Here is a 13,735-nt window from a genome sequence, read left to right as displayed (position 1 = left end):
GGCTTTTTAAATCCGCATTCAACGTTTTATTGATTGCGTTATTTTGACGTTATTCTTACCGGGGCAATAATTAACGTAACCTGCTGAATTATAATAGAACAACTGCGTGTCACGATAACCCTTTAAAGTGTAATTATTAGTGAGAAAGTCTCTATATTTTTATTGCCGCTGCGTTAAAACGCTGACGGAATGCCTTCCGTCAGCGATAGCAAGTCTCAATGCAGTTCCACCGCATAATTTGTTAAAGGTGTGACTTTTTTCACCAACTTATTGTTATATAAAAACTGTTCATAAGCTTCGTAGCGCGGTTTATCCAGCGCCGCCGGATCGGTGGCGAACAGCGGCACGGTTTGCAGCCACGCCTGGTGGTTGAGTTCGGTTTTCAGCTCCGGGTGGGCGGCGGCAAACGCCTCCCAGCTCTCCTGCGGATGGGCGCGCAGATAGCTCACTCCGGCCTGCAGGGCGGTGAGGAATTTACGGATCTTGGCCTCATGAATCGCGTCGCGATGGGCGACAATCACCAGCTCGTCATAGGCCGGCACGCCGTAATCTTCGACGTTCATCACTACCGGCGTTTTGCCCTGCAGCTTCAGCTCCTGTGCTTCTATATTACGGTAGCCGCCGATGACCGCGTCCACCTGGCCCGCCAGCAGGGCGCTGGTCAGTTGGAAATTGACGTTAACCAGTTTGATACTGGCCGGATCGATACCCGCGTGTTGCGCCATGGTCGACAGGGTGGCCTGCTCAATGCCGCTGACCGAATAGCCCACCTTCTTACCTTGCAGATCTGCCGGAGTTTTGATCTGCTTATTGAGAGCGATCACCGTGTTCAGCGGCGAGTTAATCAGGGTCCCGACGCGCACCAGCGGTAACCCTTCGTCAGCGAAGAAGTGCACCTGCGGCTGGTAGGTGATGGCCAGATCCGCCTGACGGGCGGCCACCATGCGGGGAGGCAGCGCGGGATCGGAGGGAGGGACAATCTTGACGTCCAGCCCCTGAGCCTTAAAGGCGCCGATCTGCTCGGCCACCATAATCGGCGCATGGTCGGGGTTAATGTACCAGTCCAGCACCAGCGTCAGCGGTTCATTGGCCAGCGCGTGGCCGCTGACCAGTGCCGTCAGGGTTGCCCCGGCGAAAAGCGACTTTTTCATCTGTTTTCCTTTATTACTTCATCTTTATTCCGGTGACCAGTCGATCAGCCGGTGTAGCAGGGTATCTACCGCCAGCCACAGCAGGAGGGTCAGTAGCACTAAAATAAACAGCGCGGCGAAGCAGATATCGGTTTGCAGCCGCGCATTGGCATTGAGCATGACGTAGCCCAGCCCCTCAGCGGAGCCGACCCATTCGCCGATAATCGCGCCGATGGGCGCCACCGCCGCCGCCATCCGCAGGCCCGAGCCCAGCGCAGGCAGGGCAGCCATCAGGCGGACATGCCGCAGCTGAGCGCCGAAGGAGGCGTTCATGCTGCGCGCCAGATCGAGATACTCCTGGTTGACCCGTCGCAAGCCATCAAAGAAGGCGGAAGTCACTGGAAAGAAAATCACCAGCACGGCCATTGCCACTTTGGCGCTCATGCCAAAGCCCAGCCACAGCACCAGCAGCGGGGCGAGGGCAAAGACCGGGATCGCCTGACTGGTGAGGACCAGCGGCATCAGCCAGCGCTGCAGACGCGGAGAGAGGATCATACCCAGCGCCAGGGTGACACCGAGCGTCACGCCCAGCGCCAGGCCGCTCAGGATCTCACTGAGCGTGATAAGCGTGTTCCAGCCGAGATAGGCGCGATTAACCCACAGCGCCTCGGCGACCGCCATCGGGGAGGGTAAAAGAAAGTGAGGAATGCCGCTGCGGCTGGCCAGACCCCAGAGGATCATTAGGCCGCAGAACACCATACCTCCCCGCCAGAGACGTCCGGTCATGGATGGGCCCTCATCAGTTGCTGCAGCAGGGCGGCCTGGCTAATCAAGAGATCGGGCGCGTCCGGCGCGCGCGGAGGTGTGCCGGCAAGGTGATGGCTGTCATCGATGTCGCCGTCTGCCGCCGAGAGGACCAGCAGGCGGTGGCTCAGCCGGCAGGCCTCCTGCGGATCGTGGGTGATCAGCACCACCGTGCGACCAGCCAGCAGGGTGGCGGCCAGAGTTTGAATGCGCGTGCGGGTGAGGGTATCCAGCGCCGAGAAAGGCTCATCCATCAGCACGATGGGGCGGTCCTCATACAGGGTGCGGGCCAGCGCGGCGCGCTGACGCATGCCGCCGGAGAGGGTTGCCGGCCGGGCGTCGGCGCAGGACGAGAGCTCAACCTGATCAAGCAGGGCGGCGACCCGGGCACGATCGACTTTTTCAGCGCGCAGCCGCGCGCCGAGGGCGACGTTGTCCCGGACGCTCAGCCAGGGGTAGAGCAGATCTTTCTGCCCCATCCACGCCAGACGGCCCTGAATAGGCTGCCCATCGCTGGCGACCACTTCTCCCCGGGTGGCGGGCGCCAGACCGGCCATCACCCGCAGCAGGCTGGTTTTGCCGGCCCCGCTGGCGCCGAGGAGCGACACCCACTGCCCGCCGGGGACCGTAAACGACAGGTTGTCGAACAGCCGGCGGTCGCCGAAATGCAGGCTCAGGCCACGGACCTCGATACCCGGCGCCGTCACGCCCGGGTCTCCGCCGTCGCGTTGAGGCCCATCTGCCAGAACTGCGCCTCAAGGCGGGTGGCGGTGGTGAAAATCTCGCTCAGCTCAGTGATCCGGGCCTCGCTCCCGCGCTGCTGCCACACCGTTTCCAGCAGCGCCAGCGCGGCGTTGACGCCCTGCAGATAGCCTTCATCGCCATAGTTGCGGATCCACGAGGCGTAGGGGTTATCGTCCAGTCGGGTGGCGGGATGCTGCAGCAGGCCGAGACCGATTTCCGCATAACCGGCCACGCAGGGCATCAGCGCGACCAGCAGATCCAGCGCATCACCCGAGTGGCCAATATCCAGCACGTAGCGGGTATAGTTAATGGTTTCCGGCGCTTCAGGCTGGGTAGCCATCTCCTGCTCGCTAATGCCCCACTGAGCGCAGTAACCGACGTGCAGCGGCAGTTCGTTGAGGATGGCGTTCATTGAGGCGGCCGCGGCCCGCATCTCCGGCAGCGTGCGCAGTTTACTCACCAGCAGCGCATAGCTGCGGGCAAAGTGGATCAGAAACAGATAATCCTGGGTCAGGTAGCGACGAAATGCGCTTTCCGCCAGGGTGCCCTCGGCAAGCTGCTGGACGAAAGGATGCGCCACATAGTGCTGCCAGTCAGCGGCGGCCAGCTGGCGTAAACGGCCATAAAGACCATGGCTAAACGCGGGAATTATCACAGGACCTCCAGATATTCAGGGGAGATCCGGGCGTGCAGGGGTGTGAACAGGCAATGGCGGTAATGCAGGCAAAATTGCCGACCCGTCCCTTCGCTGGCATGACCCAGATCAGGTTCAAAGGGTTCGGCTTGCGCCATCTCAGCCCTCACGGGACACCCCTCGGTAGCGCTATGTTATACGATATTCACCTTTTGAATACAATCACCGCGCTGCCCTGTATCGCGATGGCATTTTTCTGTGATAGCCAGCACTTTTTCGTTTAAAAATACCCGAAAAACAGGCGACTGCGCGTTGGTGAGCATTATTCTCATACGTTATATTTTCATTACCCCGTCGCGTTAATACTGTTCGTGAGGCGTGTCGTGCGTCCCCAAAGCCCCGGAGTAAGCATGAAATTCCTGTTGTCCGCACTGGCGGTCGCGGGCCATTAATCAGTCATTCATCCACCATGATAACCCTTTGATGTCCCTATTTCGCGCTACCGCTATCAGGGCGACGACGTGGTCACGGCGCAAACCTCCCTGGGCCTTCACCCCGCGCTGGATCCTGCAGGGATTCGTTGGCGCGGGGTGCGCGGCGCGCACGCCAGCGGAACAGTCAGAGGTGGCATGGGGGGCCGGTTTTCGTTACCTGATTGCACGGCAGTACGGTTTGCGTACCGGGATTGACGTGGCGTTCAGTGAGCATGAGCAGGCGGTCTATTGCAATGTCGGTTCGGGTTTATAACTACACATGAGAATAACAATGAGAGCATCCGGAACGGTGTTAACGCTGCTGTTGGCGGCCTGTGGCGCGTCGGCCGCGGAGCAGAGCGAGAGCGACAGCTATTTTCCGATATGGGGAGATGAGGCACGCGCCCGGGGGTATTCGATCCCGTTACCCTACGGCGTCAACCTGAGCTATATGAATATCCGTCAGGATATCATGGTCGACAGTATTACCTTTTCCGGGCTTAAGCTGGGCAACCATCCCATTCCCAGCGATATGTTCGCCATCGATGCCGGGCACACCCGCGAGAAGAGCAAAACCGAAAACCTGCGCCTCGATATGTGGGTCTTTCCGTTTCTCAACGTTTACGGGCTGGTGGGGCATACCCGCGGGTCGTCTGTCTCCCAGGTCTCCGTGGATTCGGATCCTTCGCAGTTTCGCGGTCTGGATCGGGTGATCGCCGGCGCGGTTCACCAGCTTTATCAGAGCGGAAAACTGCAGAATATTGATTTTACGCTTGATTTCAAAGGAACCACCTGGGGAACCGGCTTTACGCTCGCCGGGGGATACGGCAACTGGTTCGGGTTAGTAGACACTAACTACACCCGTACCGATTTCGATATTCTCGACGGCAGCATCTCGGCGGTCACCGTCTCGCCGCGCGTCGGCTACCGCTTCAGTTTTCAGGGGATCGACGGGCCGTCCCACCTCAGCCTGTGGGTCGGGAGCATGTATCAGGACGTGCAGCAGGAGTTTAAAGGCGATCTGGCCGACCTGCATATGCCGCCAGAGCTTCAGCCCCTGATTGCCGCAGTCAATAAAGACGGCGAGGGGAAATTCGACGTCAAGCAGAAGCTAACCTCACCCTGGAATATGCTGATTGGCGCCCAGTATGAAGTCACCAAAAACTTTAACGTGCTGACTGAATTTGGTTTTAACGAGCGCAATAGCTTCTTTGTCTCCGGTGAATACCGTTTTTAACTAAAACTGCTGGCGCCATCTGCCGGTAAGATGCGCGCTCTTTTGTTGTTGTGGAGAGGCTGTTGATGCGTAAAGCCTTATGGCTGCTGTTTGCACTGTCGCTGCCGGCGCTGGCGCAGGATCCGGTGCTGCCCGCTGTGACGGCGATCCATCCGGTGCCCACCCTGGGTGAGCTGCCGCCGCCGGAGTCGCTGCGACCGTGCTGCGCTTTTGGTTACGACCTGCACGTGCGCGCGGTGGGCATCCCGATTCCGGTATACCAGATTGGCAATGTGCTGACTCTGGATACGCTGGGCAAGCACCATTACAACGACAGCGCGTTCGGGGCGGTGAAAAACCTGCTGGGGCTCAGCGAGGAGCAGAACGGGCTCATCTATACCCGTCGCGGCGGGTTTATTGATATCGCCCATGTGCGCGATACGGCGGACTACACCTTCTATCTGTTCAATCGTATTGCGCCGACGCTGGGCCAGGCGGGGCGGATCTTCTACAGTGAAGAGCTGGGCGTACGCCGCGTTCAGCTGAATGCCTTTACGCCGCCGGCGGGCGTCAGGCAGCGCTATCAGCTGGCCGCCTGGCTGGCGGGTCATCTGGCCTTCGAAATTGCCCAATGGCATGAGATTGCCCAGTGGTATGGCTTCCAGTCGGTCCCCGGGTTTTCTGAGGAGATCTCCGCTTTTTCGCCAGAGGATCTCTACTCCAATTTACTCGGCGCCAGGCTGGCGATTAACGTGATCCTCAGCGGCCACGGTGGTTCGCTGGAAGACTATAACCAGGCCATGGATGCGGCGCTGAAACAGGCGCTGACCCGACTGATGGTGGCGACGCGAGGGGAGACGGAAGCGATGTTTCAGCGGATCGACGGCGACTGGTGGAACAGTCACCGGCGGGTGCCGGATAAGTTTCTGGTGCTGAAGCGTAACTATGATCTGCAGGGGAATCGGCTGCCGACGCCGGTCCCTTTCGAAACCCTGCCGCCGTATCGCCTGACCATGCCGGAGCAGGTTGGGGGGTTCCGCTTACGCGACCTCGGCGAACTGCAGATCTACCCAGGGCATGATATGCAGGCGCTGCCGGTTCCCGCGCAATACTATGGCGCCGGCGCGTTCCAGGCGCTGGCGGATAGCGCACGTGAGGCGGATAAGACCCAGCTGGCACGAATTGAAAAATAGCCATAAAGGCTCAGGGCGAGCGCCCTGAGCCAGTGAGTTAGCGGAAGTCGACCCAGCAGGCGCCGTTGTCGGCAGACCGTACACAGTTTTCCACCCAGCGCACGCCGAACGCGCCGGCGCGAGCGTCCGGATACCAGAAGTCGGCCAGCAGCGCTTCGTCGCGACGGTCGGCGGCATCCATGGCGATGGCGAAACGGCGATAGAGATTCGACCATGCCTCAAACAGTCCCTCCGGATGGCCGCCGCCGATGCGGTCATCCTGACGCGCCAGCGGATCGAGATAGTCCATGCCGCGCTCGAGGATACGCACCGGCTCGCCCTGGATTTCATAGCGCAGCTGGTTGGGCTGTTCATCCCACCATTCGAGACTGGCTTTTTCACCGACGATACGCACCTTTTGTCCGTGCATGGAGCCGCAGTTAACGGCGGAGCTCCACAGCGAGCCAACGGCGCCGTTGTCATACTCCATCAGCACATGGGCGTTATCTTCCAGCGGCGCGCGGCTTTTGACGAAGCTTTGTCTGGCGCACATCAGCCGGGTGATGTTCAGCTGCGGAGCCATGGTTTCAACCAGAAACAGCGGATGAGTGGCCAGGTCGCCCAGAACATAGCTGGGGCCGACAAAGCGAGGATCGACCCGCCAACGCGTACTGGCGTTTTCCAGCTCCACCGGCTGGGCGTGAAAACCGTGGGCAAACTGCATATTGACGATACGGATGTCGCCCAGCAGCCCGTCGGCGATCATCTGTCGGGCCTGCAGGATCAGCTGGTGGCCGGCATAGCCGTAGGTCACCCCGATGATCTTCTGCTGCCGCTGGCTGAGCGCCACCAGTTCGTCAGCTTCCTCGCTGCTGAAGCACAGCGGCTTTTCGCACACCACGTGCAGCCCAGCCTCCAGCGCCGCCCGGCAGATGGCATAATGGGTGTTATTTGGTGTAGCAATCGACACCGCCTGAATGCCGTCCGGACGCTCCGCTTCACCGCGGAACAGGCTCTGGTAGTCGGCGTAACAGCGGTCGGGATCCACCCCCAGCTGTTGGCCGAACTGGCGTCCGCGTTCGGCATCAATATCAAAGGCGCCGGCCAGCAGCGTAAAGGTGTTATCACGCAGCGCCGCTGAGCGGTGAATATAGCCGATCTGGCTGCTGCCGCCGCCGCCGACCATGCCCCAGCGCAGGGTGCGATCGAGAGGTTTTAAACCGTTAATCATGTTGCGTCTCCTGTCAGAATCCCACGTCGCGCAGATAGCGCAGACTTTCCGTGACCGCCTGCAGGCTGCCTGCGGCATGGCGCGGGTCGCGCTCTTGTTCAATGGTTATCCAGCCCTGATATCCTCGGCGGGCGAGAAAGTCTTTGATGGCCGGATAGTCAATGGCGCCGCTGCCGAGCGGGCACATTACCCCTTCGGCGCAGGCGGTGAAAAAGTCGATGCCCTCGGCGATGGCGCGCTGGTAAACCTGCGGATCCACATCCTTGAAGTGCAGGTAGTCGAGTCGTGCGTAATAGCGATCCAGCCAGTCGAGCGGATCCATACCGGCGTAGTAGAGATGCCCGGTATCCAGACACAATCCCGCGACGTCGTGTGGAATATCGTTCGCCAGCCGCTCGATTTCATCCGCAAATTCGATGCAGCCCCCGGCGTGGGGATGGATAACCGCCCGCACACCGTACTCCTGCCAGGCGAGGGTGCTGAGGGCGGTAATGTGCGCCATCATGCGCTGCCAGTCTTTGTCATCAAGACGTGGAGCGAGCGCGCCGCGCCCGGCAAAGCGCGCCCGTTCAGGGTTGCCGAAATCAATAATTACCAGGTAAGGCGGCTGAACAGGATGCCCTGGCGTGGGTTCGGCGGCCGGAACCTGCGACAGATTGCGGCAGATCTGATGGGTCAGCGCCACCAGGGTGGGGAAATGGGCCTCGCTGACCAGATCGTCAAAGATCGTACCGGCCACCAGCGACAACTGATGCTGCTCCAGCGCCGCGCGCAGGCTGGCCGGGTCGGTGGGCAGGTAGCCCCAGGGCCCCAGCTCAATGCTGCGATAGCCGGCCTGCGCCGCCTCCTTCAGCACGGTAGCCCAGGTGGGAAGGTCAGGGTTTTTCGGGTCATCCACGCCCCAGCTGCAGGGGGCATTGGCGATTGAGAGTGTCATGTTGGCTTCCTTTTTACACAGGGGATGCCGCTGAGTATTGAATAAATATTTCATTCTCAACAATGATGGAATGATGATTTTTTGATGGCCATCATGCTTTGTATTGATGGAGTTTTTGATAGTTTTTTATCAAATTGAGGGCGGGCGCGGTCTGCCCGTTAACTGGCCCCGGCGGCGGCGGGGCCGGGAGTTTACATATTTTCTTTGGTGATGATATCGAAAGGCTGAGGGAGAGAAATCACCTCGCTCGGCGAGCGCGAAACTGCGTCCGTTATGGTGCGTAGCGTGGCGGCGGCAAACGCCTCCAGCCGGTGGTTAAGCATGATGTCGATGGTGCCATCGATCAGGGCCAGTTCACTGTCGTTTAGCGGGCCGTGACAGACCAGAGTGATCGCCTGCTGACGGCCGCTGTCGCGCAGCGCCTCGACAATGCCTTCGACGCCGCCGCAGGGGGCATAGATCGCCTGCAGGGCCGGGTACTGACTCAGCATCTGCTCCGTCACGCTCCTGGCGATATCCGCCCGTTCATGGCTGCGAACCGGCTCCAGGATCTGCTGCCCCATGCCTTGTTCACGCAGGCAGGAGCGGAAGCTGATCTCACAGCTTTCCTGACAGGTAAAACGATTGTCGCCAATGATAATGCCAATTTCGCCATTACCCCGACATAAGCGCTCAATAAACCAGGCCGCAGTGCGCCCGGCTTTTTGATTATCGAGGCCGATATATCCGCTGCGCTGAGGGACCGACAGATCCGAAAGCAGGGTGAACACGCGAACGCCACGGGCGGCAGCCCGGGCCACCGCGTGGCGAATCAGCGGGTGGTCCAGCGCCACCAGGCCTAACACGTCCACTTCGTCACTTAGCCGGTGAATGGCCTGAGCCATCGCTTCCACCGCATCGATGGCAAAATGCAGTATCACCGGCACCTGGCCCGCCGGTAGCCATGGGGCGGCCTCTCGCGTCAGCGCCTGGGCCAGCGGCAGGTAGAAGGAGTGGGTCTCTTGCAGCAGAATAAACCCCATTCTGACCGTGAGCGGCGCTTTGCCCGCCGCCAGGCGATAGTGGGGCTGCTCGAGGGTAAACCCCAGTCGTCGTGCCGCCTCCAGTACGCTCAATGCCGTGGACTCCTTCACCGCCGCACGCTTGTTGAGCACCCGGTCGACGGTGGCAATACCGACGTTGGCTTCACGTGCGATATCGGCAAGCGTGATTTTAGTAGCGGATCTTTTCACTGTGATGGCCGTTTGTGATGAGAGTTATGATAGAAACTATCACGATTAGTCTGGGCATAAAAGCCGCAATGCGGGCATCCTGGACAAAGCCAATACGCAGCCAACGGGCGAAAAGACCGATAGACACACTCTGTGATCAAAAGCGACTACCAGTTCTGGTATTGCTGCTATGCTGTTGAAATAGAATTAATAAAAAAGACATTATCGCATCCAGACGGTTAAACCACGCGCAAAGTCGCCTCGGGTGGGCGTCGCTGCGTGCAGAACCGACTATACTTGCCGCGCACGCGCGTCATTAAGGCTATTCGGTTTCTTTGTTATCACTTTATACCAGCGTCAGGGACGCATATCGTTATGTGTCGCTTCTGCGCCGGGAATTGGTCGGTTTGGGGCCTGTATGTTATTAAAAGAACTGGCTGTTTTTGATGTATTAAGCACCCCGATATGGGTAGTCCATCCTTTTACTGAAAGTGTGGTCTATGCCAATCCGGCTTCCCGGACATTGAGCGGCGATATGTCGCTGAAGGAGATGCGTAACGGTATCTATTCGACCTGTCCTGAAACGCAGTTACAACATTATCTTCGCTATCTCGATACGATGACCGAGATATTTGAAGTCTGGACGTTACAGACGGGCAAGGGCCTGCAGTCGGTATATTGTAAAACCACCCTGGTCGACACCGACGACAGCGGTACCTTATTGCTGTTTGAAGCCGTGAAGCTGCTGGCGCAAAATCAATCCATTCATACCGGCTCCCGCCGTTATCAGCGACGCAACAATGGTTTTTTTGCCCGTTTTTTTATGACCAATACCGCGCCGATGCTATTGATCGATCCCAGTAAGGATGGTCGAATTGTCGATGCCAATATTGCGGCGCTGCGTTTTTATCATTATTCCGATGAGGAAATGCGCAATAAACATACCTGGCAAATTAATACCCTTGGTCGGGATGTGATCCCCATCATGAATAATATTGCCAATATGCCAGGCGGGCATAAACCGCTTAATTTTACGCATATTTTAGCCGACGGTACGCTGCGCCATGTCCAAACCTATGCCGGGCCCGTAGTGCTTTATAATATTCGACTGATGTTGTGCATTATTCACGATATCACCGAGGAAGTGCATCTGAAAAAAGAGCTGGAATTCTCTGCCGCCCACGATCCGCTCACCGGATTGCTTAATCGCCGTGAATTTTATCGCCTCGTCGAGGCGCCGTCATTTATCGCGCAAGGCTTTTGTCTGCTGTTAATCGATATCGATCATTTCAAGAGCATTAATGATATTCACGGTCATCAAAAAGGGGATGAAGTCCTGCTGGTGATCTCCCGCATTCTGGAAACGTCGGGGGATCGCGAAGATAAAATTTATCGCTGGGGGGGAGAAGAGTTTCTGCTCTTTTTACCCCATTCGCCGATAGCGCGCGCCCTGATACTGGCGGAAGGGATCCGCCAGGCGGTCAGCGAGTATCAGACGCTGTCGGTGACGGTGAGCATCGGCGTGGCCGAACACCATGACGGGGAAGCGATTGATCAGCTTTTTTCCCGCGTCGATAAAGCGCTGTATGTGGCCAAAAATGGTGGGCGCAACCGGGTCTCGCGCCTGCCGTTTGAAAATGTGGAACTGCTGCATAGCCGCGGAGGAGCGGCCTGACCAGCCCGATGCTTTTTCTCCCCGCCGGACGCGCAGGCTGACTCACCGACTATACTGAGTGAACGCCAGCCTGCTGATTTAGGTGGCAATATTGTTAGCCTGTCGCTGAGGTGGCAAACGACATATGGTGCGTCTTTTCGTTCTCCTGTCGGTACTTTCGCTTTCCGCGCCAGCGACGCTGGCGGCGAACGGCCACGCCATCAAACAGCGTGCCGATGCCGTATTGACTCTGATGAGCTATACCGTCGTCCCTGACGTGACCGCCAGCGATCTCAACATTGGTTCCGGCAGCAACGACAAACATAATCTGGCCATCACCCAGTTTGGCGGCGGGGCAACCCTCAGCGAGTCGTTTCCTCTGTACCTTGAAGGTACGATGGGTTACAGCCGCTACGACCCGCGCTTTGTGGTCAGCAATGGCGAACAGACGCGGAATGTGCCGACCAAATGGAACAGTCTGACCACCACCGGCGGCGTCGGTTGGGATTTTTCGCTGCACCGGGACAGCCTCGGAGGCAACCTGGTGCTGCGGCCGATCGTCAATGTGATGCTCGGTACCCTGGCCAGCGATGCGCGTATTGGCAGCTGGGCAATTGAGCGAAAAACCAACGCCGATCTGCAATTTCTCGACGGCGGTCGGTTCAACGCCTGGGGGCTGGGCGGGGCACTGATGCTGGATTACGAACGCTTCTCTGCCACCCAGGATATTGATGCCGAACTGCGTTACTCCTATATGCATCTGCAAAGTTTCGGCAGTAGCGCCGAGGTGGTGCAGGGCGAGGCCAGCGCGGAGAATCTCGGCCTGTATCTGCGCCGCCGCGCGCCGATAGCCGACTGGACGCTGCTGGGCAACCCGCTGCGTTATGTGCTGGAGGGGGCGCATACTGAATTTCTCGGCGAGCAGCGAGGGGCGCTGGGCTTTACCGGTTTGACCTCCCTGGGGGTTGGCCTCGAGCTGGACAGCAGTAAATACCCGGTCTTTATCACCCGCACCCGACTGGTGGCGCGCTATATGTTCGGCAATAACACCACGGGCTATGGCGTAGGCCTGGCAATGAGTTTTTGATGACCTAAATTCTGGTGCCAGGCAATTCAAAGGCCCTCCGGGAGAGGGTCTGGAGGCGTGCCAGCGTCGCAACGATGACCGAACGGTTCCCTCTCCCTTTGGGAGAGGGCCAGGGTGAGGGTCAATCCTGACACCACACCCGCTCGCCATTCACCCACGTCTCGCTGATATTGCGTTCATCTCCCAGGGTCATCAGCACGAACAACTGCTCATAAATGTCATGGCAGCGGCCTGTGCGCAGACGCTGCAGCGGGGTGACCGCCGGGTCAATCACCACAAAATCTGCCTCTTTGCCCGGCTGAAAATTGCCAATTTTATCCTCCAGCCGCAGGGCGCGCGCCCCGCCGAGGGTGGCGTGATAGAAGGCCTCGCTGGCGCGCAGGCGATAGCTCTGCAGTTGTCCTACCTTGTAGGCCTCGCCCAGCGTCCGCAGCATGCTGAAGGTGGTGCCAGCCCCGACGTCGCTGCCAATGCCCATCCGCACCTGGTGCTGCCAGCAGGCGGGCAGGCGGAACAGTCCGCTGCCGAGAAACAGATTCGAGGTCGGACAGAAGGCAACGGCGGACCCGGTGTCATGCAGGCACTGCCACTCGGCATCATCGAGATGGATCCCGTGAGCAAATACGCTGCGTTCGCCGGTGAGCTGATAGTGATGATAGACATCCAGATAGCGCGCATGCTCAGGCCACAGCTGTTTAACCCAGGCGATCTCCTCGCGGTTTTCACTGAGATGTGTCTGCAGCCAGGTGTCGGGAAACTCAGTCCGCAGGCGCTGCACGGCCTCCAGCAACTCCGTTGTCGAGGTAGGGGCAAAGCGCGGGGTGATGGCATAGCCCAGCCTCCCGCGCTGATGCCAGCGGAGGATTAACTCCCGGGTCTGCTCGTAGCTCTCCCCGGCGGTTTCGCACAGATAATCCGGCACATGGCGATCCATCATCACTTTGCCGGCGATCAGCCGCATATTCAGACGCAGCGCCTCGCTGAACAGCGCCTCGGCCGAAGCCGGGTGCAGTGTACAAAACACCAGCGCGGTGGTGGTGCCATGGCTAATCAGCTGGTTAACAAAAAACTGCGCTATCTCCTGCGCGTAATCCGCATCGGCAAACTGGCTCTCCACCGGGAAGGTGTAGGTGGTGAGCCACTCCAGCAGCTGTTCACCAAAGGCGCCGATCATTTCAGTCTGCGGATAGTGAATGTGGGTATCGACAAACCCGGGCAGCAGCAGCTTGCCTCGCTGATCGACATAACCCTTCAGTGGATGCAGAAAGGCTTCGCCCTCCTGCCATGGCAGCAGCGCGATAATTTTCCCGTCCCGCAAGAACAACAGGCCATCATCGAGATAACGGGCCTGAGCAGCCACCTCATCCGGGGTCTCTGCCATGCCGGCAATATCAAAAAATGCACCGCGTACCGCGGTCTGGTAATCCATCATCGAACCTGCC

12 protein-coding genes, 1 pseudogene and 1 riboswitch are annotated in these 13,735 nt (G+C 58.8%); of the genes and pseudogenes, 5 read left to right on the top strand and 8 right to left on the bottom strand.

The genetic code is table 11. The features are described from left to right. Positions 1-215 precede the first annotated feature (215 nt). The 4 genes from A1WC_RS12375 to tenA are packed head-to-tail and all read right to left on the bottom strand — an operon-like array spanning position 216 to position 3,333. The gene (locus A1WC_RS12375; RefSeq protein WP_008804789.1) at positions 216-1,151 is read right to left on the bottom strand and encodes an ABC transporter substrate-binding protein; all 936 of its coding nucleotides are present in this window, start codon (positions 1,149-1,151) and stop codon (positions 216-218) included. A 24-nt stretch (positions 1,152-1,175) separates the two neighbouring features. Continuing rightward, positions 1,176-1,916: an ABC transporter permease gene (locus A1WC_RS12380; protein WP_016161102.1), complete on the bottom strand. Its 741-nt coding sequence runs from the start codon at positions 1,914-1,916 to the stop codon at positions 1,176-1,178. Further along, a complete protein-coding gene (locus tag A1WC_RS12385; RefSeq protein ID WP_016161101.1) occupies positions 1,913-2,641 on the bottom strand; it encodes an ABC transporter ATP-binding protein in 729 nt (242 codons plus the stop codon). The genes A1WC_RS12380 and A1WC_RS12385 overlap by 4 nt, the downstream gene beginning before the upstream one ends. Next, complete coding sequence (gene tenA, locus A1WC_RS12390) at positions 2,638-3,333, bottom strand: thiaminase II (protein WP_016161100.1); 696 nt, start codon at positions 3,331-3,333, stop codon at positions 2,638-2,640. The genes A1WC_RS12385 and tenA overlap by 4 nt, the downstream gene beginning before the upstream one ends. Before the next feature lie 68 nt (positions 3,334-3,401). Next, positions 3,402-3,503: riboswitch (TPP riboswitch) on the bottom strand. A gap of 300 nt (positions 3,504-3,803) precedes the next feature. Here tenA and A1WC_RS0125145 point away from each other — a divergent pair. The 3 genes and pseudogenes from A1WC_RS0125145 to A1WC_RS12405 all read left to right on the top strand — a co-directional run. After that, positions 3,804-4,059, top strand: a pseudogene (locus A1WC_RS0125145) (glyceraldehyde-3-phosphate dehydrogenase); the annotation flags it as partial. Positions 4,060-4,077: 18 nt separating this feature from the next. After that, entirely contained in the window at positions 4,078-5,022 is a 945-nt protein-coding gene (locus A1WC_RS12400; protein WP_012968151.1) for a hypothetical protein, read from the top strand. A 65-nt stretch (positions 5,023-5,087) separates the two neighbouring features. Further along, positions 5,088-6,194 carry a DUF4056 domain-containing protein gene (locus tag A1WC_RS12405; protein WP_016161098.1) on the top strand — a complete coding sequence of 369 codons (1,107 nt, stop codon included), beginning with the start codon at positions 5,088-5,090 and terminating at the stop codon, positions 6,192-6,194. A gap of 37 nt (positions 6,195-6,231) precedes the next feature. On the opposite strand, the gene A1WC_RS12410 is transcribed toward A1WC_RS12405, so the two are convergent. From A1WC_RS12410 to A1WC_RS12420, 3 genes are all read right to left on the bottom strand, one after another. Beyond that, entirely contained in the window at positions 6,232-7,404 is a 1,173-nt protein-coding gene (locus A1WC_RS12410; RefSeq protein ID WP_016161097.1) for a Gfo/Idh/MocA family protein, read from the bottom strand. A gap of 13 nt (positions 7,405-7,417) precedes the next feature. Beyond that, positions 7,418-8,341, bottom strand: a complete 924-nt coding sequence (locus A1WC_RS12415; RefSeq protein WP_016161096.1) for a TIM barrel protein — start codon at positions 8,339-8,341, stop codon at positions 7,418-7,420. A gap of 191 nt (positions 8,342-8,532) precedes the next feature. Continuing rightward, positions 8,533-9,573 (bottom strand): LacI family DNA-binding transcriptional regulator, encoded by a 1,041-nt coding sequence (locus A1WC_RS12420; protein ID WP_016161095.1) that lies wholly within the window; start codon positions 9,571-9,573, stop codon positions 8,533-8,535. A gap of 397 nt (positions 9,574-9,970) precedes the next feature. Here A1WC_RS12420 and A1WC_RS12425 point away from each other — a divergent pair, with 397 nt between their 5' ends. Beyond that, complete coding sequence (locus A1WC_RS12425; protein ID WP_032691193.1) at positions 9,971-11,227, top strand: sensor domain-containing diguanylate cyclase; 1,257 nt, start codon at positions 9,971-9,973, stop codon at positions 11,225-11,227. A 124-nt stretch (positions 11,228-11,351) separates the two neighbouring features. Beyond that, positions 11,352-12,293, top strand: a complete 942-nt coding sequence (locus tag A1WC_RS12430; RefSeq protein WP_004189966.1) for a hypothetical protein — start codon at positions 11,352-11,354, stop codon at positions 12,291-12,293. 121 nt (positions 12,294-12,414) lie between these two features. On the opposite strand, the gene guaD is transcribed toward A1WC_RS12430, so the two are convergent. Beyond that, complete coding sequence (guaD, locus tag A1WC_RS12435) at positions 12,415-13,725, bottom strand: guanine deaminase (RefSeq protein WP_016161093.1); 1,311 nt, start codon at positions 13,723-13,725, stop codon at positions 12,415-12,417. Positions 13,726-13,735: the final 10 nt, after the last annotated feature.

The organism is Klebsiella sp. KTE92 (assembly GCF_000398905.1).
GTDB classification, from domain to species: Bacteria; Pseudomonadota; Gammaproteobacteria; order Enterobacterales; family Enterobacteriaceae; genus Klebsiella; species Klebsiella variicola.
The sequence above is the reverse complement of the archived record's forward strand: the minus strand, read 5'-3'. Positions and strand labels throughout refer to the sequence as shown.